Raw genomic sequence first — 22,991 nt, forward strand, 5'->3', positions numbered from 1 at the left:
GTGAGTTTGAGCGCCTATCTGGTGGAAAAGTGGGGCAAAATTGTGGCAGTGTGACATTTATCCTCTAGCGGGAGAATCCTCGATCATATAGTTTGCAGGGGAACTTAATGACAAGTTGCGACCGTTTTTTGGTACGTGATGGTAAATCGAGCAGAAGTGAATTGGTAAAATGTTGGGCATTCAGTATTCCGTCCGCGATATCGCGGGCAATGTAGACACGGGCACTCTCTCCCTCTCCGAAAATGTCGAAGCGATCTCGGTTCGTGGGGTCGAAGATATCTCTTTAAACATGTCGACTGCCGCAGTTTCGGGGTATTCTCGGGAAGGCGGAAACCTTGTGGTCGAGTTGATCGGTGGCAAGTCGATCGTGCTTGAGGGCTACTTTGAGGGCGGGGATCATGACCTCTTCTTGTCCGAGCGCGGCCTTATGACCAAGGTCGATTTCGTCGATGAAAACCAAGGCGATCTTGTGGCTTCCTATCAAGACATCGACTTGACCGGAAAATGGAGCGAATACGACCAGCTCGCATTCCTCGACCTCGAGCGGATCGAACCCGTTGTGGCTCCGTTGGCGCTTGCTGGTATGGGGCTTGGCGGCGCTGGGGCTGCTGCCGCAGCTGCGGCTGGGGTTATTTTGTTGGATGGTGGCAGCGGTGGTGACGGCGGCGGCAATGGCGGTGGCAATGGCGGTGGCGAAAGCGACACCACCGCACCTGACGTGGCGATCCTGACAGGTGTCGAAAGCGTTGGCGACTATGTCAACGGCGAGATTTACGACGGCGGAAGCTTTGAGATCACCGGCGATGGCGAACCCGGCGCGGTTGTGGATGTGACCATCAATGGCTCCACCGAAACCGTGACGATTGGCGAGGATGGCACGTGGACGGCGGTCTTTGACAGCGATGCGATTGAAACAGGCGAATACACCACCGATGTGACCGTCGTGGCCACCGATGAGGCGGGCAATTCGACAACGGTCACCGACACGCTTTTGGTCGACACTGCCCCCGAAGATCTCAGCTTTGATACGGTCGAAGGCGACGATATCGTCAATATTTCTGAGGCAAGCGATGGTATTCCGGTTTCGGGTCAATCCGAAGCCGGGGCCACGGTTGTGGTCGAGCTTGAAGGTCAGATGATCGAAACCGTGGTTGGGACCGATGGCACATGGTCGGTCACTTTTGATGGCGCTCAACTGCCTGCTGGCACCTATGACAGCACCGTCACCGCAACCGTGACAGACATTTACGGCAATGCCGCGACCTACACCCATGAGATCGCGATTGACCTTGAGGCGTCGCTGTCGGTGAATGCCGGGGCCGCGGGTGGCGATGGTATGGTCAACCTGTCCGAAATGAACGGCGGTGTCGTCTTGACGGGTCTGGGTGAAGCGGGTGCTTCGGTCACTGTCACCGTGGCAGGCGTCTCGCGCAGCGCGACTGTGAGCGAGGATGGCACATGGTCCGTGACCTATGAAAGCGGCTCCCTGCCGCAGGGTAGCTACAATGCAGAGGTCACAGCCGTCTCCACCGATGCGGCGGGCAATACGGCCTCCGCGACGGGCACCTTCTCGATCGACACCGAAACGGGTGTGGCGATCAATGCGGGTCATTCGGGCGGCGACGAAACCATCAACTTGGCTGAGAGCCAGCAATCCATGAGCTTTGCCGGGACAGCGGAGCCGGGCGCGACCGTTGTCGTCACGCTTTCGGGCGTTTCCGTGACCACCGTGGCGGATGGCTCGGGCCAATGGACCGCATCCTATGCTGCGGGCACTTTGGCGGGCGGTGAATATGACACCACGCTGACCGCCGTTGCCACAGATGCTGCGGGCAACACCGCGACCACCACAAGCACGGTTCATGTCGATACAGTTGCGGGCGACATTGCGCTCTCCACCAACCCGATCGAAGGTGATAACGTGATCAACGCGGTCGAGGCCTCAGATGGGGTCTGGGTCAGCGGCACAGCAACCCCGAACCACACGATCACCGTCACTTTGAGCGGCGTGACCCATACGGTCACATCGACCAATGCCGGGACCTTCGCGGCCTTTTTCCCCGCATCCGAAGTCACTCCGGGCGAATATGACACTGGCGCGTCGGCGACGATTTCCGACGCTGCAGGCAACACCAGAACGGTACAAACGGCTGTGGAAGTTGACACGTTTGTCAGCAACTTTGCCGAGACCGCCCAACAAGGTGGGGCCGACGGTGTGGTCAACGGTCTTGAGTCTCAATCTGGCGTTCAACTTGCCGGGACCGTCGAGGTGGGCTCCACGGTTGTGTTGTCCTTCCAAGGTCAAAACTACCTGGCCGCCGTTGATGGCTCTGGCAATTGGTCTGCGACCATTCCGGCCTCTGCGCTGCCCTCGGGCGAAGGCTCCGCCAATGTGATCATCAACGCGACAGACCCGGCAGGCAACACCGCGTCACTGTCTGAAACCATCACTTATGACACTTTGGTCACCTCTCTGGGCCTGAATGGTGATGCCAGCGGCGACATGTTCATCAACCTTGCTGAGGCGCACTCCGGGGCAACTTTGACGGGGTTTGTGGAGCCGGGCTCAACGGTTTACGTGACCCTCAACGGCATTCGCCATCTCGCCTCTGTCGATGTGGCTGGCAATTGGAGCGTCAGCTACACGGCCGGTGAGATTCCCGAAGGGACCTATGCCGCAAATGTGCAAATCGACGCCACAGATGCCGCGGGCAATACGCGCACCGAGATGGCGCAGGTCACCATCGACACTGAGATTTCGTCGCCTTCCGTCGAAACCGTAACGCGCGGCACGGATGGGGTGCATTCGATCTCCGTCAGTGAGATGGGGGACGATGTGTCGGTTTATTCTCTCGATGAGAACGGCTCCTCGACTGAGATTTCGCACACCGATTATGACCTTGGGTCGCAGACCTTGCTCAACTTTGGCAGCCATGTGTCCAATGGCGACCAGATTGTCATCAGCTCCGAAGATGTCGCGGGCAACCAGTCCGATACATTGCTTGTGCTTGACACCACCAACGAACGTCCCGATGGGGCCTATTTCGAGGTCGATATCGACAATTCCGGGCTTGACCAATTCGACCTCGGTGCGATTGATCTTCAATTCGTCAACGGCGGTGAAGTCACGCTGTCGACTGCGGATTTGGACCGGATCGTGGGCGAAGATGGCGTCTTGACCATCCATGGTGGCGAAGACGACCGTGTGGTGCTTGAGGGCGGTGCGTTGACGGGGGACAGCACCATGATTGATGGCGCGACGTATGACATCTACACGCTTGGCGATGATCAAGTGATGATTGATCACCATATCGAAGTGGTCCTGCCGTAACGGTGGAAAAACAATGGGATGCGGGTGCGTTTCGGTGCCCGCATCCCCAAAAGAAAGCGCGGAGGCGGGGAGCGCGACGGGTGTTATGAAGTGTTTGGTTAAATTGAGTGCGCTCTTGGGTGTGGCGGTGTTTTTGACCGGCTGCACCACTGGTTCGACGGGTCTTTCGGGCTTGTCTGACATCAAGCCTGTGGCCTTTTTCAAGGGCAACGCTGGTGCGAAATCCGGAGCGGTTGCCGAAGCCAAAGATCCTGCAACCCCAAGCCTCTCTGCCGCCAATTCCGGCGAAGCCTCTCTCCTGATTTCTGATTTGATTGCGCGCCGATCGGTGTTAACGCCCGGCTCCGCCTATGACACGGTGGCCAATGCGGTGCTTGCCACCTCTTCGGGTGTGGCCGAGGCCGAATTGCGCGCCTCCAAAATGCGCGCGATTGCCCGCTCGACGAATTGGATGCCCACCATCGGTCCGTCGATCACGCTCAATTCTTTGGGCGAAGTGGTTGCAGGCCTGTTGGTTGACGTCACCCTCTATGACAACGGCAAACATAAGGCCGAGCGCGAATTTGCCGCCGCCGATGTCGAAGTCTCTGCCGTGGCTCTGTCGCAAGACGTCAATGATCGGCTGTATGAAGGCCTCACCCTCTATATCACCGCAGCTGAAGCTCATGAAAAATCTGGCATGGCCGAACGTGGCTTGGGCCGGATGCAGGAATTCAATCGGGTCGTGACCGAGCGTGTCAAAGGCGGGGCATCGAGCCTGTCGGATCAACGTGTCGTGCGCTCGACCCTGTCGGAAATGCAACATGAAACCAGCACCCACCGCGAGGCTGAAGCCAGCGCATGGGCGGAGCTGGAGACGCTGACTGGCGGCGTCCCCCTTCCGGTTCTTGATCAGGCCATGGGGATTTCCTTGCCGTCTGGCTCTGTGACGATGCTTGAGGTTCTGCGCGCCGAAGCCGAGGCCAAACGCACCATCGCAGAGGCCAAAGCACAGCGCGCCGCCATGTTACCAACACTGTCCGCCTCCACTCTTTTAGGCCAGAAGAACAGCACAGGTGCGGCCTATGATGGCGCCGGTTTGGGACTTGGCACAGGCGCGGAAATGGAGGCCAGCCGTGCCCGCGAAGTGGCCGCCAGCGCGCAGATTGCTAAGGCGCGCGAAACCTCCGCGCGCAAACGTGCGCGGCTAGACAGTCAACTCTCGGCCCTGCGCCGCCAAGAACGCGATGCCGCTGATTTGGTCGAACAAACCCGCGCCAATTATCGCATTTTCCAAGATCAATTCGAAGCCGGGCAAAAAAGCGTCATGGACGTGCTGAACGTTTATGAACAAATGATCCGAGACGAGTTGAAACATATTGATTTGAAATACGAAATTGCCTTGACCGAGCTTGAAATTGCGCGTGTGTCAGGGACGCTGGCGGATGGGGTGAACATATGAGAAAAGCACCAAAACTTGCTTTTACGGTCACCTCGGCCAAGCCTGAGACCCCCGACGAGGTTTCCAATCGCCCGAAAGCACCCAAGGCTCCTTTGACCGTCCATTTGGGCTCCCAAGGTCGGGGTGCTCTGAAAACGAAAGTGGCACCTACTGCCAAGAAATCTACGCCGGTCCTTGACCCGATGGTGGAAAAGAAACGCGCCGCGACCGAAGCGGTGCGGCGCAAGGTGGCCGACACGGCGCGCGAGGCACGGCTGCGCGAAGAGGCAGCCGAAAAGCTGCGTGTCGAGGAGAACGATGCGCGGGAACGGGCCAAGGCGCAGCGCCTTGAAAAGGCCCGCCAAGCCGCAGAAGCCGCGTGCAAACCCAAACGCGATGCCGCGGAGGTGAAAGCCGAAGCCAAGGCGCGCCAAGCGGCCCGTGATCTACCGCCAGCGCAGCCCACGCAAGCGCCACCCGCGCCCCAAGCGACGCAGCCGGAACCGATTGCGCAGTCTGTAATGCCCAAGATCGCTGCGCCGGTCACACAGGCTGAGATTTTCCCGCAGTCGCCACAGCAACAGATCCAGATCACTCAGCCGGAACCGGCACCGCAACCACAGCAGGCGGTGTTTTCGCGCAAATTCCTTCAGCGTGCTGAATTGGTTGCGACTTTTGCCGCGCGTTTTGGTCAACGTGCGATGATCTCCGATCTGATCGAAAGCTTTGCGGATCAAACTGGCGAAGATGTCGCCCCCACAGCTATGGCGCGTGCGATTGGCCTGACGGGTCTGTCCGCCGAAGTCACTCATCTGGCCGCGATCACGCCCAAGGCTTGGCCCGCATTGGCCTATATGTCGTCCGGTCATATCGTCCTTGTGTGGTCGCAAAAAGGTGAGGTTCTGACCGTTTTTGATCACACCGGGGCCGATCAGGTGGCCGAAGTGCCGCTTTATGAATTCGCACCGTTCTTCACCGGAACCATTGTGCGCGCCGGGAAAAATTTGGACACATTGGCGGCCACTCATGTGCCGCTTTTGTCAAAACAGCATTGGTTTTGGGGGCAGTTCGGAGCGTTTAAACGGCAGATCGGCGAGATCGCATTGGGTTCGCTTGTGGCCAATATGTTGGCCGTCGCCGTCGCTCTGTTTTCGCTGCAAGTCTATGATCGGGTGATCCCGCACCAATCGCAAGCCACGCTTTGGGTACTGGCACTTGGCGCGGTTTTAGCCATCGCTTTGGAGGCGGTTTTGAAACTTGCCCGCTCGCGTCTGATGGATGGGGCGGGGCGTCAAATTGAAATGCGGGTTCAGTCGATCTTGATGGAGCGGCTCTTGGGAATGCGGTCCGATGCGCGGCCGACAACGCCGACGGGCCTGTTTTCCGCCATGCGTGAATTCGGGTCGGTGCGTGAGTTTTTCACCGCCTCGACCATCGGATCAGTTGCCGACATTCCGTTTATCTTTTTGTTCTTTGCGCTTGTGGCCTCGATCTCCGGCCCGATCGTTTGGATTTTGGTTGTGGGCGCGATCATCATGGTGGTGCCCGGCTATTTGTTCCAAAAACGGATGATGCGCCTGACCCAAGAGACCCAAGGGGCATCGGCCAAATCGACGCGGCTTTTGCATGAGGCGGTGTTTGAACTCGACACGATCAAAACCCAACGCGGCGAAGAGCGGGTACGCAGGATTTGGGATGAATTGAACCTGCTGTCTGCGGCGAAATCGTCGGAACAGCGCAAACTCTCCGGCATGTTGACCTTCTGGTCCCAAGGTGTGCAGCAATTGACCTATGTTTTGGCTGTGGTGGCCGGAACCTATTTGGTTTTCGCCGGTGAATTTACCGTTGGGACGATCATTGCAACCGGCATCTTGACCTCGCGCACGCTCGCGCCGTTGACTCAGCTTTCCGCAACGATGGCGCGGTGGGCCAATGTCAAAACCGCGCTGGACGGATTGGACGCGATCGCCGCCGCACCGCAGGACAACGGCGAGGATCGCAACTTCCTTCGTCGTCCGCAGATCAACGGCGCATTCGTGTTGCGGGAGGCACAGTTTCGCTACGACACCGAGGGCGCGCCGACGCTTGATCTGCCGGGACTTGATATCAAAGCGGGGCAAAAAATTGCGGTTCTGGGGGCCAATGGATCAGGTAAAAGCACATTCCTGAAACTCCTCGCCGGGCTTTATGCGCCGACCCAAGGGCGCATTTTGCTGGACGGTGCCGAGATGTCGCAAATTGATCCGCGCGATATTCGCCGCTCTGTTGGCTACCTTGGCCAAGATGTGCGGCTGTTTGCCGGGACATTGCGTGACAACCTGAATCTTGGCGGTATGGAACGCGATGATGATCGCCTGCTCGCCGCTTTGGATTTTGCCGGTTTGGGCGCGTTTGTGCGTGGGCATCACCGCGGGCTGGACCTTGAAATTCGTGATGGTGGCGAAGGCCTTTCTGTCGGTCAGCGTCAGTCGATTGGCTGGGCGCGGATGTGGTTGCAAAACCCGTCTGTTTGCCTGTTGGACGAACCGACTGCGGCGCTGGATCAGGCGCTTGAAACTGGGCTTGTGGCGCGGCTCACGGAGTGGCTTTCGGGGCGCACCGTTGTGGTCGCCACACATCGTTTGCCCATCGTCGCCCTCGCGGATCGGGCGATGGTGTTTAAGGACGGGCGATTGGTTGTAGACGGGCCACGTGCACAGGTCATGGCGCATCTCGAAAACGCGAGCACACGTTGATGGCCACGTTCGACGACATGCTCGACAAGGACATGGATCGTCCGGGGTGGATCATTCGAATTTCGGCCGTTGTGGTTGTGATCTTTTTGCTTTGGGCGGCCATTGCGCGGGTCGATGAGATTGTGCGTTCTGATGGTGAAATGATTTCCTCATCGCGACCGCAGATTGTGCAAAACCTTGAGGGCGGGATCTTGTCCGAACTGTTGGTGCATGAGGGGCAAGAGGTCGAACAGGGTCAGGTTCTGGCCAAATTGCAGGGCACGGAATTTCGCACCTCTGTGGATGATCTTCAGGAAAAAATCGACGCCTTAGAGGTGCGGCGTTTGCGGCTTGAGGCGGAGCTTGAGGGCGAGGACGAGTTCGTCGTTCCCGACGATCTCGCGGCACGGGCAACAACGGTTCTGGCCTCTGAAAAGGCACTGTTGAAGGCGCGGGTTGGTGACTATTTGGCGCGAAAAGATGGCGCGATGGCGGTTTTGAAACAAGCGGAAACGGAGCGGTCCTTGATGGAGGACATGCTGACGAAAAACGTGGTGTCGCTGATCGAAGTGACCCGTGCCCGCAAATCGCATTCTGACGCCCAACTCAAATACAATGAGATTGTCACGCAGGCAGAATTGCAGCGTGCCGAAGATTATTCCGATACGCTCAAAGAGCTGGCCTCGGTCAAACAGGCGCTGACCTTGGCCAATGATCAGCTCGGGCGTACAGTGATCGTCGCGCCGATGCGGGGTATCGTGAACAGCCTGATGGTGACGACGATTGGCGGCGTGATTCGGCCCGGAGAGGAGTTGGTTCAGATCATTCCTGTGGACGAAGAGTTGTTTGTCGAAGCGCGCGTGCGCCCCGAAGACATCGCCCATGTGCAACCCGGCCAAGACGCGACGATCAAACTATCTGCCTATGATTACACGATTTTCGGCTCCTTGAAGGGCAAGGTTCAGGTGGTGTCCGCCGACACGTTCAAAGATGAGCGCGATCCAAAAGCCGAGCCCTATTATCGGGTGACGGCAACGGTTGACCTGAGCAGTTTGACCGAGCGGCAGCAACAAATCGAGATCCGTCCCGGCATGCGCGCGCAGGTTGAGTTGCACACCGGGTCAAAGACGTTTTTGCAATATCTGCTGAAACCGCTCTACAAATCACGCGAGGCCTTTCGCGAACCATAGGGTTGCGCGTAGGGTGAACGCATGAGCCAAGATATCCCCATACGCGACGCCGCAACGGTGGTCCTGCTGCGCCAAGACGCCGGGGTGCCGCGTGTTTTGATGGGGCAGCGTGGCCATGGTGCGGTGTTCATGCCGGGCAAATTTGTCTTTCCCGGTGGTGCTGTTGATGCGGAGGATTATGATCGCGAGCCGCCCGGGCAATTGACGCCAATCTGTGCGCGCAGACTCGCCGCTGAGGCACCTGCTGAGATGACGCGCGCGCTCCCCAATGCGGCGTTGCGCGAGCTGCGCGAAGAGACCGGGTTGATTTTGCCGGACGTCACGGACCTGCATTTCGTGTTCCGAGCCATCACTCCGCCGGGACGTCCGCGTCGGTTTGATGCGCGGTTTTTTCTGGTCGATGCGGCGCGTCTGGCCAATGACCCGGATGATTTCTCAAGGGCCGAAGACGAGCTGTCGCATTTGCAATGGGTGACGCTTGCGGGCGCGCGCAGTTTTGATCTGCCCTTTGTCACGCGGGTGGTTTTGGCCGAGGTCGAAGCGGCGATGCACAAGGCGTTGCCGCCACAACAGGTGCCGTTTTATGACCACCGTGCAGCCGTGGGTCAGATCCGGTCTCTGCTGTAACCCATCACGCGGTTTGGGGCTGATTGGCATCCTGCAACAGGCGTTTGTGTTTGCGCATTTCCGTAAGAGCATCACCAAAGGTTACAATCCCGCGCTCCTCGGCCATACGTAGCATTTTGATAAACACTTGCGCGGTCGCAACCGTATCTCCCATGGCAGTATGGCGCGCTTCGGGCGGAATTTTAACGCCGAGGCGGGCGGAGATTGCATCCAGCGTATGCTCTTGTGACTGGCCAAACACGATGGCGGAGAGCAGCACCGTATCAAGCACTGGATTGTTGAATTTCGCGCCAATTCCGGCTTCGTGACGGCGCAGGAATTCCAAATCAAACGGTGCGTTATGGGCGACCAAAACCGCCCCACGCGCAAAGCTATGTAGCTGTCGCCCAACCACATCAATCGGGGGCGCATCTTTCACCATGGCGTTGGTGATGTGATGCACTTCTGTGGATGAGGCGGGGATGGGGCGGCCGGGGTTGACCAGCGCGTCGAGTGCCTCCGTGTCGCGGACCTTGCCATTGACCACGCGCAGCGCCGCGATTTGACAAATCTCATCACCTTGCGAGGGCAAAAGCCCAGTGGTTTCGGTATCAAACACCACATAGGTCAAGTGCGAGAGAGGGGTCTCCATCACCTCTTTTGACGGCCTGTGTGCCAAAAGATCAAAGTCATAGCTCACTGTCCGCGGCCCATCATTGGGGATGCGCCGTACTGGGCGGGCACTCCGGATCGGCAGTTTCAGGACGGCACGCGAGGCGCGACCAAATTCGGGCCAGATGTCGGTGCCATGGGCCGCAAGAATGTCGCGCCCGGTCATATCGGCCAAACCGACATCAAGCGGTTGGGTCAGCCATGTTTCAAGTCGATCGACGGACAAAGGCGCGCCCGACCACCCGAGCGCCAACATCGCGCCGCCGTCCTCTTCGCGGGAAATCAAAAACGAAAGGGCTCGTCCGCCGTCTTGGATCACCAATCGAGCGATATACGTGATGAGCGTGATGATCTGAACCGCGTCCAAAGTGAGCACGAGCGGTTCGACCACGTCGGCTGCCAGGGCGGTGTCGTCTTGGGCCAACTGTGCGCTCAAGGCGTCGCAAAGCTCAGAGCCACGCACTGAGGCCATCGGCCACCAATCGGCCTTTGTCGCCTCATATTCGGCGTCAAACGTGGCAATTTCGTCGGTCAACTGTTGCATCTCGCTGACCAAAGCGGTGTTCAGCCGGGGATCATTGCGCAATGTGTCATCCGTTTCACGTGCCGCCAAAGTGGTCTGCAAAGAAGCCATAGATGGGCGCAGGCGGTCAAACATCCGCGACAGAAGCTTTTCGCGTTTGGCATGGATCGCCAGATCGTCGGTCACATCCTCTAAACTCAACACATAGGGCGGCATCGCGTCGCCCTCATTGGGGGCATGCATCAACCGCATCCGCGCTGATAGGATTTGGCCTCCATGCCGCGTGGCCACGGTCAAAGGCAGGACATGGCCCTCGCCACCTTCGCCTGCACACAGCCGGGCATAGGCCGACCGGATTGGCGCAGGACGCAGGAAATCAAAGATTTCATGATCCAAACCGGGCGTATGATCGGCGGATAAAAGATCGGCGGCGGCACCGTTGTAAAAGGCAATTTTATGCAGGCCGGACAGTAAGACCACGCCATGTGGCATCTCGGCGGCGAGGGTGGAGAGCCGCTCTTTTTCATCGACCAAACGGGTGGTCTCCATCGCCACGGTCTCTGCCAACTTGTTACGCGTGCTCAGCAAGTTTTCGGTCAAAGCATGTGCGGCGGGGGCAAGATCGCCCAAGTAACGTGCGGTTTTCTCATTCAGCGCCTCATCGACATCGGCGTGGGCCCGCGCCAACATACCGCCGGCCAGTCGTTGGATTGGCTTGGCGACGTTTTCGTCAAACATCAGCCAAATCCAAACCACCATGGCAAGGATGGCAAAGCTGGCAATCGCACCGGCAAAGACAAACCCATCGCGGGCCTCAGGCACATGCAGGCGGGCAAATCCCAGATAAAGCCCCGCCAGAACCGCCAAAATTGCCCCTCCCGCGAGGCCGGCGAAAAATAGAAAAACCCGAAGCCGCAGCGACCAATGTTCAATTTTCATGTCGATCTCCCGTGATCAGCTCGGCCACACAGGACCGCAGATCATCCATCGCAAAGGGTTTGGTCAAAAACGCGTTGGCCCCCATGGCAAGCCCTTTGCGTTGTTCGGCCTGTGAAGCACGCGCGGACATCATCAACACTGGAACCGTGGTTAAATCTTGGGTCAGGCGCATGGATTGGCAGACTTCATAGCCGGATTTCCCTGGCAACGTGACATCCAATATTACCAAATCGGGGTGCTGTGCACGGATGTTGGGGATGGCTTGAGACCCATCCGCAACACGCAGAATGTCATAGCCCTCGCGCGACAGCAAAAGCTCAATGGCAATGGCGATATTATCTTCGTCTTCCACCAAAAGAATGCGCGGTTTGCCTTGCATCTTTTACGGCCTCCCCTCCGTGGTGTTATCTCAACGCATCGCAGGCCGTGCGCAGGATCGGATTGTCGCTTTGCATGGCGTACCAATCGGCCTGTGCCAACATCTCATCAATCGGGCCTTTTTCCAGACCCACCAAATCGGCGCGACGGCCCAGAATGCAATCAAAAGCGGTGGGGACAATGGCCGCATCACCACGCCGCGCCATCAGGTACATATCGGTCAAAACCGTGCCGTCCTCGATGGTGGCCCCGTCTTTGTCGAGGGCGATAAAGCGGGTGGTGACCGGAACGAGATAGGTCCAAGGCCGCCAGATCTGGCTTTTTTCAATCGTAGTGGCGACAACTTTACCTTCGCCGATGCCATCCAGCGCGCGGCTGTACCACGAATAATCGCTCCAGATCGCAAAGGCCAACATGGCCACACCTGCGGCGGCGGGCATGGCCCATTTCGGAAATTTGATCCGGGTGAGTTTTTGCAGGCCAAGGATGAAACCGGCGGCACCGACACCGGCGGTGATTGTGGCGATGAATTCGAGAAGCATGGGGATTGGTCCCTTCTTTAAGGTTTGGTTAGCTGCGCGCGGCGGACGAGCCGAGCGAGGATTGCATGGTGCGCACGATGACGAAAGCATCGCGCAAATGCGAGCGCTCAAAGGCCGGAAGGGCTGAGGGGCTCATGAAATTGTCGGGCGGGATGCCGTCACGTACCTGTGCGGCCTGATGTTCCAGTCGGGCGGTGGCGATTGTGTCATAGGCGGCGAGTAAATCCTTGCCACCGCTTTCGGAAATCACGTTGGCCTCAATCGCCGCCTCAATCCGGGCGCGGGTGTTGGCGGCGGTGAACTTGCCCTGAAGCGCATAGACCCGGCCAAGATCGACAATTGGCACAACGCCGTTGTGTTTCATGTCCAAAGCATTGCGATGTTCGCCGGATTTGATCGTGGCAAAGCCGCGCAGCAAGCCCAAGGGCGGGGTGTGTTTGAGCGAATTGGCAATCATATGGGCGACAAAGATCGAATTCTTCGCCGCGGCTTTCAGAGCGGTGTTTTGCAGCGGTGTGAACAGGCGGTGATTGCCAGAAATCGGCCGCAGATCATACATGACAGAGGCCAACATTTGCGCCTCAGTGTCGGGGGCGCTGATCCATTTGTTGAAATAGCCTTCCCAGACGGACAGTTTTTGACACCACCGATCCGCCATCGCCATCATATCACCGGGGCAATAGACATAGCCGCAGGCGTTCAATCCGTCGCAGGTAAATTTCGCCAGCTTGCGGAAATAGGCCATATCGGCCTCTGTCGCGGCATTGTCAATGATGAGGCAGTTGTCCTGATCCGACACGCCGGTTTGTTCGCGCCGCCCTTGCGAGCCACAGGCGGCCCACAGATATGGCACGGGGGCGGGGCCAAATTCATCTTCGGCCATTTTCAACAGGCGCCGTGTGACGATATCGGCGACATCGGTGACTTTGCGTGTCACCACGTCATGGGCCAAATGTGCGCCAACAAGCTGCATGAGAAATTCTGGCAAGCGGGCCGTGACCGCAGCCATGTCGGCGATGGTTTTGGCGTTTGAGAGATCAAACACCATTTGGGTTTGCGACGAGCCGAAAAAGCGCGTGATGTCGGTCTGCGTGACCATCCCGACCAATGTGCCACCTTCGACGATCGGCAGATGGCCGATGTGATTTTCCAACATGATATGAATGACATCAGTGCCAAGCGCGCTGGGTTCCAAAGAGATCGGATCGCGGGCCATGATGGTCGAGACGGGCAGGGTGGTCTCAAGGCCTTCGGCCAGAACCTTGTTGGTCATATCGCGCACGGTCACCAGTCCGCTCAGGCGCGTGCCGTCTATCACGGCCACGGAGGAGACTTTGTGATCGCGCATCATCCGCGCGCAGTCTGCGATCAATGTTGTCTCAGAACAGGTCACGGGCGCATGGGCCATCAGATCAGAGACATGTTGGGTCATCAGACCCGTGGCGACTTTGGGGCGGGCTTGGCCCCGGTTGAAATAGCGGGCAAAGGCCGGGTTTGCGGCCACTTCGGTCTTGAACGCCTCCGGCGTGAGCACCAAAAGCGTGCACTCAGACGCCGCCGTGGCCGTCGTCGCCGCATGCCCGTCGCGCAACAAGCCGCGTTCACCGAAATGGTTCGATTTTTGCAACAGCGAAACCTGTGCGCCATTGATGTCGGTGATCTCAACCGCACCTTCCTTGATCAGATACAGCCCCTCAAGCAACTCGCCATGGGCATAAATCACATCGCCTTCGTCGAATTTTTTGCGAGAAAAGGAGGTGGACAGATCCGCCAACTCGCCGTCTGGCAAAACGTCATAAGGGTGGGTGGTGTGGAGAAAGCTGATGATCTTTGCGGTGGTTTCCATCGCGACTGTCCAAAATAAAATTGAAAGAGGCGCGAAAGCCATTCGACCCCGCGCCCCTGTACTATGGCGACGGGCCAGCCCTGAGGCCAGCCCGAAACCCAAAGTTTAGTGATCGACCGCTTGGCCAGCACCGCGCGGGATGCGGATGCTTTCGACCAGGTCTTGAATCTCAACCGGCGGCTCGTCTGTTGCGTTCGAGACAACATAAGCAACCACAAAGTTGAGGATCGCGCCAACCGCCCCGAAGGAGGTCGATTTGATCGACAAGATCATCGGATCTGCATCAGAGAAGGATGCCGTGGAGGCCACGAAGAACCAGCCTTTGTGCAAGAAGATGTAGACGATGGTCACAACCAAACCGGTGATCATGCCCGCAACCGCACCCTTATTGTTGATGCGCTTGGAGAAGATGCCCATCATCAGCGCCGGGAAGATCGACGCCGCTGCCAAACCAAAGGCCAAAGCCACTGTTTGCGCGGCAAAGCCCGGAGGGTTCATGCCGAGGTAGGTTGCCACTGCGATTGCGACAGCCATTGCGACCCGAGCGGCCAAAAGTTCGCCCTTTTCGGAAATGCCGGGGTTGATCTGCGACTTGATGAGATCGTGCGACACAGCCGATGCGATGGCCATCAAAAGACCTGCGGCGGTGGACAGAGCGGCGGCAAGACCACCAGCGGCCACCAGAGCAATCACCCAACCCGGCAAGTTGGCGATTTCCGGGTTTGCAAGCGTGATGATGTCGCGGTTCACAGTGAACTCGTTGTCATCTGCGGAGGCCACATAGTTGACAAGACCGTCACCATTTTTGTCTTCAAAGCTCAAAAGACCCGTCAGTTCCCAGTTTTTGACCCAATCCGGACGCGCTTCATAGGCAATCGGCGCTTCGGTTGTGCCATTCGGATAGACTGTGTCGATCAAGTTGACGCGTGCCATCGCACCAACAGCCGGAGCGGTGAGATACAAAAGCGCGATGAACACCAATGCCCAACCGGCAGAGGAACGTGCATCAGACACTTTCGGTACGGTGAAGAAACGTACGATGACGTGCGGCAGACCCGCGGTCCCGATCATCAAAGACATGGTGAAGAGGAACATGTTGAGGGTCGTGTCGGTCTGTTTGGTGTATTCGGTAAAGCCCAAATCACCCAACATGCCGTTCAGTGTTTCGAGCAAAGGCAGACCGGAAGATTTTGCATCCGAGAACAGGCCCAGCGGCGGGATCGGGTTGCCGGTCAGTTGCAGCGAGATGAAGATCGCAGGGATGGTGTAGGCGATGATCAAAACGACATACTGTGCCACCTGAGTGTAGGTGATGCCCTTCATGCCGCCGATAACCGCGTAGAAGAACACGATGGCCGCACCAATCAACAGACCGGTGGTGTTGTCCACTTCGAGGAAGCGGGAGAAGGCCACGCCCACGCCGGTCATCTGACCGATCACATAGGTCAGCGATGCGGTGATCAAACAAATCACAGCCACGGTGCGGGCTGTTTGGCTATAGAAACGGTCGCCGATAAATTCCGGAACCGTGAATTTGCCGAACTTACGCAGGTAAGGGGCAAGCAACATGGCAAGCAACACATAGCCGCCGGTCCACCCCATCAGGTAAGCCGAGGTGTTGTAGCCGCCAAAAGAGATGATCCCGGCCATCGAAATGAACGATGCAGCAGACATCCAGTCCGCGCCGGTGGCCATGCCGTTGAGCACAGGGTGAACACCCCGGCCAGCCGCATAAAATTCAGATGTGGAACCCGCACGGGCCCAAATCGCGATGCCGATGTAGAGCGCAAAGGTCGCGCCCACAACGATCAGGTTGAGGGTAAACTGGTCCATTCCATGCGCTCCTTATTCGTCGACGCCGTGTTCTTTGTCGAGTTTGTTCATTTTTATCGCGTAGGTAAAAATGAGCACCAGGAACACGAGAATCGAGCCCTGTTGTGCAAACCAAAAGCCAAGATCCGTACCGCCGATTTTGATGCCCGCAAGCATCGGGCGCAGCAGGATGCCAAAGCCAAAGGAGCAGATGAACCAAATCACCAGCGAGATGCCAATGATCCGCTTATTTGCGGCCCAGTAGGCATTGTTTTCTGAGTTGTCCGCCATGTGCGGTCCTCCCTTTTGTCCCCGACCCACGCGCGCCCTGTTTCTGGCGGCGTCATGGGTCCTTTACGTTACGGGTCCCACCTCCTCGTGGGGCCCGTTTCCCTTCCCTGATGGATCGGCACGGTTGTGCGTGCGATCCGGGACCTGTGGCACCGCCCCTCATTTGGTGGGGGCGATGCGTTACTCTACCATATCTGCGTAAAGTTCACGCAGTTTTTTGATACAACGAATTTCTGATCAATTCCTCGACGACTTGAGGTTCAGCGAGTGTTGAGATGTCGCCCAAGCTTCCGGTGTCATTTTCTGCGATTTTGCGCAGGATGCGGCGCATGATTTTACCGGAGCGGGTTTTGGGCAGGCCGGGGCCCATTGAATGAAGTCCGGTTTGGCGATCGGGCCGATCTCTGTGCGGACCCATTTTTCCAACTCTTTGCGCAGCGCGTCGGTCGGTTCGACATCGTTCATGAGCGTGACATAGGCGTAGATGCCTTGGCCCTTGAGTTCGTGCGGATAGCCAACGACGGCGGCTTCGGCGACCTGGGCGTGGGCGACCAGCGCACTTTCGACCTCGGCGGTGCCCATGCGGTGACCTGACACGTTGATCACGTCATCGACGCGGCCGGTGATCCAGTAATAGCCATCTTCGTCGCGCCGACAGCCGTCGCCGGAGAAGTAATAGCCTTTGTATTGCTGGAAATAGGTCTCTTGGAACCGCTCGTGATCGCCCCAAACGGTGCGCATTTGGCCGGGCCAGCTGTCTTTGATGCAGAGCACGCCCTCGGTTGCGGTTTCGTGCAATTCTTCGCCTGTGGTCGGGTCCAAAATCACCGGTTGCACGCCAAAGAACGGCACGGTCGCGGAGCCCGGTTTGGTCGGGGTCGCACCCGGCAGCGGCGTCAAAAGATGGCCGCCAGTTTCGGTTTGCCACCAGGTGTCGACGATCGGGCAATTGCCGCCGCCGACCACGTCATTGTACCAATTCCACGCCTCCGGGTTGATCGGTTCGCCGACCGTGCCCAGCAGTTTGAGCGAGGAAAGGTCATATTTTTCAACCCATTCGTTGCCTTGCCCCATGAGCGAGCGCAGCGCGGTGGGGGCGGTGTAGAATTGGTTGACCTTGTGCTTTTCGCACACCGCCCAGAACCGGCCCGCGTCGGGGTAGGAGGGCACGCCCTCGAACATCACCGTGGTCGCGCCATTGGCGAGCGGTCCGTAGACGATGTAGCTGTGACCCGTGACCCAACCGACATCGGCGGTGCACCAGAACACGTCGCCGTCGTGGTAATCGAACACATATTTATGGGTCATCGCGGCATAGGCCAGATAGCCGCCGGAGCTGTGCACGACGCCTTTGGGTTTGCCGGTGGAGCCAGAGGTGTAGAGGATGAACAGCGGATCTTCGGCGTTCATCGGACGCGGCGGGCAATCGGGGGAGGCGTGTTCCATCAGATATTTGACGTCGACATCGCGGCCCTGAATCCATGTGATCTGATCACCGGTGTGTTTGACGACGAGGCAACGGACCTTGTCGGAACAGTGCAGCAGCGCGGCGTCGGTGTTGGCCTTGAGCGGCGTGCGCTTGCCACCACGCGGCGCAGTGTCGGAGGTGATGACGAGCTTGGCACCGCAATCGTTGATGCGGTTGGCCAGAGCATCCGGGGAAAACCCTGCGAAAACAATGGAATGGATCGCGCCGATGCGGGCACAAGCGAGCATGGCATAAGCCGCCTCGGGGATCATTGGCAAATAAATCACCACGCGGTCGCCGCGCATCACACCCTGAGAAAGCAACACATTGGCGAAGCGGTTCACCTTGTCTGACAGCTCTTTGTAGGTGATGTGCTGGGCCGCGGCTTCGGGATCGTCGGGCTCAAAAATAATCGCAGTTTGTAGGGATTTTTTCGGCAAATGGCGATCAATACAGTTGGCCGACACGTTCAAAACGCCGTCCGAGTACCATTTGATGTCAACGCGCCCGAAGTCAAAACAGGTCTTTTTCACCTGCGTGTAGGGCTCCATCCAATCCAGGATCTTCCCCTGCTCCGCCCAAAACGAAACCGGATCGCTCACCGAGCGCGCGTACATTTCGGTGTAGGTGTCTGCGGAAATATGCGCCTTCGAAGCAAATGCCTCAGAAGGAGCGGTCATCATGCTGGTGTCTTCGGACATGTCGCCTCCCAATTCTTGTATTCTTGACGTGACCCGGCGCACGGCTGGGTCCCTCCTCAGCTTCAGGTTTACAGAGTTTGAGGTGAAATTGCCCGTAACTTACTGCGCTGTATGAATTTATTTGTAAATCAATTCACGAAATTATCGGTAATGTTGTAAATTTACTTTACAATCCTGAAATATCATTACTTTACAATTCGTTAGTTTTTGGTGTCCCTATGTGTTGAAACTATAACTTCAAGTCGCGTGTGTCTGCGCGCGCTAACATTGGCTGCGGTTGCTGGGCGCGCGCGTGAATGTCTGCGTCGAGGGGATGTCAAGTGAGTGGTGGGGATCGACTCGCGACAATGAAAAGCCTCATCCAAGGAAGGCATGTTTGATCCTTAGGGTCTGACGTAGATGAGTCGAATGGCAGTTTGTCAGTCTCTCATACAGAAGGTGGCGCTGCAGGGGAGGCCGTCTCATACTGGGCGCGTCTATCAGAGTATGGGAAGTCAACTCGGTTCTTGACGGCATTGGTCTAAGGTTTCTGACGTCTCGCGCTTATATGGGAGCCGTTGGAAAGGATAGGCATCTTGAGTCAGATCTTTCCATACTTATTCGAAGTTGGGGTGCGGATGCCTCCGGCAGTTTGTTCGCAAAGTTGGAGCATGAGAGAGTGTGGGTTCGGGGCGACGCCTGCGTGTGGTTTAATAATCTGTATATGCAGAGCGGGGCTCAATAAAAGTCCAAGGCCAAACCCCGCGGTCTCATGTTGAAATCGCAGGGTTTGAGCATTCTTGTATGCGTCCCGTCTGACTGGCGTTGATTTATTCAGCCTTCTAGTTTCAGGGCAAAAGGCCATCAATGCGGTTCATTTTATGATCTGCGGCACGAGCGAGAACCCTAGCGGAGCCAAGCTTCAGGATCGACACTGTTCATGCGGCAGGTCTCAACAAGCGTGTAGGCGATTGCAGCGGCATTACCGCCGCCCTCTGATCCCATGAATGGATAATTTTTGCGCCCGAGAGTCATCGGTCTGATTGATCGCTCGCAGATATTGTTGTCCAGCTCCAGCTTGCCGGTTATCAAGATAGGCCCGCGTCTTTGGTATGCGGCTGCGCGCATAACGGGTTGCTGCTGCCAACGTCGATTTGCCGGAGCTCTTGGGTGATTGAAGTGGGAGTCATGCTTCCCAATCATCAAAGGCCGGCTTTGCCTTATCCTTTCGCAAGGCGACGCGCGTGTCAGCGGGTTTGTAGTGCAACTCTTTTTCCACAGCATAAAGGGCCGCGATCGGCTTGATCGTCTCCTCGGCGATGGCAGGGTCACGGGTATAGATTTCAGACTGGCGAGAGAGCGGAAGGTGATTACAATACTTCCCGACCAGCATATGGGCAAGAAGACCCGGCACCAGGCGTCTGAGTGTGCTCGGTCGCGAGGGCAGTTCGGCCTGAGCAAAAATCTCGCAACAAGTGCAGGTCATGCGCGACCGCACAAGCTGTTTCACCGCAAATGGCCGGGTACGTATTCGAGTTCTTCGGTCACGCCTTCCGCGAGCTGCTTGAGCGCGCCACCGCAATCGTTGCAGGCATCATCAGGCGACAGGATTTCTTCCTGTCGCTCAAGATGATCGGGCAACGGTGCGCGATTATGGGTGCGCTTGGCGGGAAGGTTTTGATCGGCGTCGGCTGTTGATGCTGCCTTTCCTGCCTCGGAGGCGGCAGCAATCTCGATGTCTTCCTGAAGATCAAATGCCAGCTGATCCATGGCCTCGAATTTTCTGCAAAACGCGCCTTGCGATGGTCGCCATGTTCGTTGGGGCATTCGTCAGTTAATTCCTTCAAGAAGCATCGACAGATAGGCTGCCGTGACACAGACTTTGCCGTCGTTGGCCGCAGGCTAGGCAAGCCGCCCTTTATCGAGGCGTTTCATGAATAGGCATGCGCCTTGCGTATCCCACAGATAATTTTCACCAAGGCACCCCGACGGCCACGGAGCACAAACTGATGCCCGGAATACGGATTTTCGGCCAGCATCTTCTCCGTCTACGCTGCCAGTGTGTTGAAGCCCCGCCGCATATCCGTCACGCCCGCCGCAAGCCACGCCCGCGTGTTGCTCGGCGCAGGGACTATGCCGTCAGGCCTTGCACCAACCCTACGACCGAGGCCAGCGAAGTCGGGCCTTCCATCAGAATACGGCGCCCGTCCGACAGCGTGATGCCCATACGCTGCGAAGACAGTAGGCCCACGGTCAGCCGCCACATCGTTCATTCGCGCTGGAGCGGAGGGGCTTTCCATCGCAGATGGCTCAATCTCGACGAAAGAAAATACCTTCAAAAGCAATACGTTCCTCTGGTGAATATCCGCCCTGTACCGGCGCAAACCGGGGATGCTTGAGCCATCTGAAAATCAGGTTCGCGTTCATCGAATGGCGCCGCGCAACCTGTGCAACCGAAACACCCGGCGTCAAAGTCTGCGCGCAAGTCATCCGCTTCTTTTGGCCCTTCTTCCCCGCCATAACCAACCTCAAGATGTACACTATCCATGGTGGACACTATCACCCTCTCTGTCAGGCAGGGCAGTCAGGCCGGACGGATTCGTATTTTTGGCTGCGGGTGTGATTTAAGATGCCAGTCTCACGCCTGTGTCTTCGTTTCTCGTTTTTAGGACAGAGCTGTCACGCTCTAGGGCTGTTGCTTGAGCTTTTAGCGACTGCAAGGCTGCTGTTGTTTCTTCGAACATGGCGGCATTATGCTGTGTGACTTGGTCCAATTGGCCAACTGCCGTAGAGATTTCAGAGAGACCAACAGCCTGCTCGGAGGCCGAGGTCGAGATGGTTTGGACGAGCTCGTCCAGGTTTGAAACAAGGGTTTCAATTTCTGCGAGGGCCTCGCCAGATGCATTCACCAACTGAACGCCTTCGTCGACTTGCCGTCCTGATGTTTCGATCAGTTTTGCAATTTCATTGGCCGCTTCAGAGCTGCGTTGTGCCAAAGCTCTGACTTCAGAGGCGACCACGGCAAACCCCCTGCCTGAATCACCCGCTCGTGCCGCTTCAACGCCGGCGTTCAGTGCCAAAAGGTTGGTTTGGAATGCGATATCATCAATGACGCTGGTGATTTTGGAAATCTGTGTCGAGCTTTCGGCGATGTCATTCATGGCTTTGACGGTCCGTTGGACAACATTGCGCCCTGCTGTAGAGCGGTCTTTGGTTTGGCCGACGGTGCCAGCCGCATCTTTCGCGCTGCGGGCGGAGCTGTCCACGGATGCGGCAAGCTCAGTGATCGCGGCGGCGGTTTCTTCCAATGAGGCGGCCTGAGTTTCTGTGCGACGGCTTAGATCAATCGCAGCGCTGTTGAGGTTATCTGTTTCACCAATGATGGTGGCGGCCCCTTCAACGATGGCGCTGGCCAGGCGGCTGATTTTTTCAACAGCGTTGTTGAAATCCGTACGCAGCTTGACATATTCGGGCGGGAACTCTTCGTTGATGCGAACTGTCAGGTCGCCCCGTGACATAGCGCCGAGGCCAGCCGCGAGGGTAGATACAACGCGCTGTTGGTCTCTGAGGTTGTGTTCGCGTTCCACTTCGGCGGCTGCACGTTCCGCCTCTTTTTCTTGGCGGGCCTTTTCTTGTTCTTTGCGACGATTTTCTTCGACGGCGACTTCGCGGAGTTTGGCCTGATGCTCTCGCTCGGCGGCTTCTTCTCGTTCGCGCGCCATGGTTGCGTCTTGGTCGATTTGAGCGCGTTCAAGCTCCGAACGCTCCACAAGGGCAACCCTAAAGATTTCAAGGACGCGGGCCATTTCGCCAATTTCGCTTTTGTTGTTGGTCATCGGCACTTCATTGTGGGTGTCGCCTTGAGACATGGCAGACATACGGGCCTTTAGGGCATCAAGAGGTCGTGTGACGCTGCGAACAAGGAGGGTGGATATGATCCCGAGTGCAATAAGTGCCGCTGCCAAGACGCCGTGACCGACAGTGCGCATGCTCGCAAGATCAGCATTGATATCAGAGAGGTATGATCCTGTGCCGACGATCCATCCCCATGGCTGGAATTCTCTGACGTAGCTGATTTTTTCATCATCGCCGCTCCCGTCAGGTTTGTCGAAGAAATACGTCAAGGCCCCGCCGCCTTTGTTGGCAACGATTTCGATCATTTCACGGAAAATATAGGTGCCATGAGTGTCCATGATGTCTGACTGATTGGTGCCAATCATTTCAGGTTTGGTCGGGTGAGCGATCATGACGTTTTCTGTGTTGAGGACGAAGAAATACCCGTTTTCGCCGTAACGCATTTTCATCATGGCCTCTTGGCCAAGGATTTGAGCTTGGTTTTGGGTGAGGTCACCCGCTTTCACCTGTCTTTCGATGTCAGCGAGGGTTGAAATGGCCGTATCAACAACGTCACTGAGATGTTGTTCGCGCATTGTGAGTGCAGAGTTGTAAGAAAGGTGCAGTAGGATTTGTGTTAAGACGGCGATCAAAACCACTGCGATCGCGACGATGGCGTAGATTCGGACGGATAGTTTTGACATCTGAGCGCGAATCATATCGATCCCCTTGAATTGCATAGCGT

The 22,991-nt window shown here is 57.2% G+C and carries 16 protein-coding genes and 2 pseudogenes; 5 read left to right on the plus strand and 13 right to left on the minus strand.

Annotation, left to right across the window (positions count from 1 at the left end):
• The first annotated feature begins 169 nt into the window (after positions 1 to 169).
• The 5 genes from DA792_RS19250 (at position 170) to DA792_RS19270 (ending at position 9,282) form a co-directional block, all read left to right on the plus strand.
• Positions 170 to 3,331 carry an Ig-like domain-containing protein gene (locus DA792_RS19250; RefSeq protein WP_107722137.1) on the plus strand — a complete coding sequence of 1,054 codons (3,162 nt, stop codon included), beginning with the start codon at positions 170 to 172 and terminating at the stop codon, positions 3,329 to 3,331.
• Positions 3,332 to 3,416: 85 nt separating this feature from the next.
• The gene (locus tag DA792_RS19255; protein WP_159075326.1) at positions 3,417 to 4,772 is read left to right on the plus strand and encodes a TolC family protein; all 1,356 of its coding nucleotides are present in this window, start codon (positions 3,417 to 3,419) and stop codon (positions 4,770 to 4,772) included.
• Entirely contained in the window at positions 4,769 to 7,486 is a 2,718-nt protein-coding gene (locus DA792_RS19260) for an ATP-binding cassette domain-containing protein (RefSeq protein WP_254679314.1), read from the plus strand. Before DA792_RS19255 ends, DA792_RS19260 begins: the two co-directional genes overlap by 4 nt.
• A 17-nt stretch (positions 7,487 to 7,503) precedes the next feature.
• Positions 7,504 to 8,655: an HlyD family efflux transporter periplasmic adaptor subunit gene (locus DA792_RS19265; protein ID WP_439099400.1), complete on the plus strand. Its 1,152-nt coding sequence runs from the start codon at positions 7,504 to 7,506 to the stop codon at positions 8,653 to 8,655.
• A 21-nt stretch (positions 8,656 to 8,676) separates the two neighbouring features.
• Positions 8,677 to 9,282, plus strand: coding sequence for an NUDIX hydrolase (locus tag DA792_RS19270; protein WP_107722144.1), 606 nt, complete (start codon positions 8,677 to 8,679; stop codon positions 9,280 to 9,282).
• Positions 9,283 to 9,286: 4 nt separating this feature from the next.
• On the opposite strand, the gene DA792_RS19275 is transcribed toward DA792_RS19270, so the two are convergent.
• From DA792_RS19275 to DA792_RS19330, 13 genes and pseudogenes are all read right to left on the minus strand, one after another.
• Entirely contained in the window at positions 9,287 to 11,395 is a 2,109-nt protein-coding gene (locus tag DA792_RS19275) for a 3'-5' exonuclease (protein ID WP_107722146.1), read from the minus strand.
• A complete protein-coding gene (locus tag DA792_RS19280; RefSeq protein WP_107722148.1) occupies positions 11,385 to 11,774 on the minus strand; it encodes a response regulator transcription factor in 390 nt (129 codons plus the stop codon). The genes DA792_RS19275 and DA792_RS19280 overlap by 11 nt, the downstream gene beginning before the upstream one ends.
• A 25-nt stretch (positions 11,775 to 11,799) precedes the next feature.
• Positions 11,800 to 12,315, minus strand: coding sequence for a hypothetical protein (locus DA792_RS19285; RefSeq protein ID WP_107722150.1), 516 nt, complete (start codon positions 12,313 to 12,315; stop codon positions 11,800 to 11,802).
• Positions 12,316 to 12,343: 28 nt separating this feature from the next.
• Positions 12,344 to 14,161 (minus strand): putative nucleotidyltransferase substrate binding domain-containing protein, encoded by a 1,818-nt coding sequence (locus DA792_RS19290; RefSeq protein WP_107722789.1) that lies wholly within the window; start codon positions 14,159 to 14,161, stop codon positions 12,344 to 12,346.
• Between the two features lie 105 nt (positions 14,162 to 14,266).
• A complete protein-coding gene (locus tag DA792_RS19295) occupies positions 14,267 to 15,994 on the minus strand; it encodes a sodium:solute symporter family protein (RefSeq protein ID WP_107722152.1) in 1,728 nt (575 codons plus the stop codon).
• Positions 15,995 to 16,006: 12 nt separating this feature from the next.
• Positions 16,007 to 16,264 (minus strand): DUF4212 domain-containing protein, encoded by a 258-nt coding sequence (locus DA792_RS19300; RefSeq protein WP_107722154.1) that lies wholly within the window; start codon positions 16,262 to 16,264, stop codon positions 16,007 to 16,009.
• A gap of 205 nt (positions 16,265 to 16,469) precedes the next feature.
• Positions 16,470 to 18,412: pseudogene (acs, locus tag DA792_RS19305) on the minus strand (acetate--CoA ligase).
• Between the two features lie 906 nt (positions 18,413 to 19,318).
• A complete protein-coding gene (locus DA792_RS23340; RefSeq protein WP_368074485.1) occupies positions 19,319 to 19,696 on the minus strand; it encodes an IS66 family transposase in 378 nt (125 codons plus the stop codon).
• A complete protein-coding gene (locus DA792_RS22325) occupies positions 19,599 to 19,922 on the minus strand; it encodes an IS66 family transposase (RefSeq protein WP_159075328.1) in 324 nt (107 codons plus the stop codon). Before DA792_RS22325 ends, DA792_RS23340 begins: the two co-directional genes overlap by 98 nt.
• Positions 19,919 to 20,182, minus strand: coding sequence for an IS66 family transposase zinc-finger binding domain-containing protein (locus DA792_RS22330; RefSeq protein WP_159075329.1), 264 nt, complete (start codon positions 20,180 to 20,182; stop codon positions 19,919 to 19,921). Before DA792_RS22330 ends, DA792_RS22325 begins: the two co-directional genes overlap by 4 nt.
• Before the next feature lie 60 nt (positions 20,183 to 20,242).
• A pseudogene (tnpB, locus tag DA792_RS22905) lies at positions 20,243 to 20,547 on the minus strand (IS66 family insertion sequence element accessory protein TnpB).
• A gap of 175 nt (positions 20,548 to 20,722) precedes the next feature.
• Positions 20,723 to 20,932 carry a transposase gene (locus tag DA792_RS23100; RefSeq protein WP_368074486.1) on the minus strand — a complete coding sequence of 70 codons (210 nt, stop codon included), beginning with the start codon at positions 20,930 to 20,932 and terminating at the stop codon, positions 20,723 to 20,725.
• 104 nt (positions 20,933 to 21,036) lie between these two features.
• A complete protein-coding gene (locus DA792_RS19330; RefSeq protein ID WP_254679316.1) occupies positions 21,037 to 22,965 on the minus strand; it encodes a methyl-accepting chemotaxis protein in 1,929 nt (642 codons plus the stop codon).
• Positions 22,966 to 22,991 lie beyond the last annotated feature (26 nt).

It is taken from the genome of Celeribacter baekdonensis, assembly GCF_003047105.1.
Classification (GTDB): domain Bacteria; phylum Pseudomonadota; class Alphaproteobacteria; order Rhodobacterales; family Rhodobacteraceae; genus Celeribacter; species Celeribacter baekdonensis_B.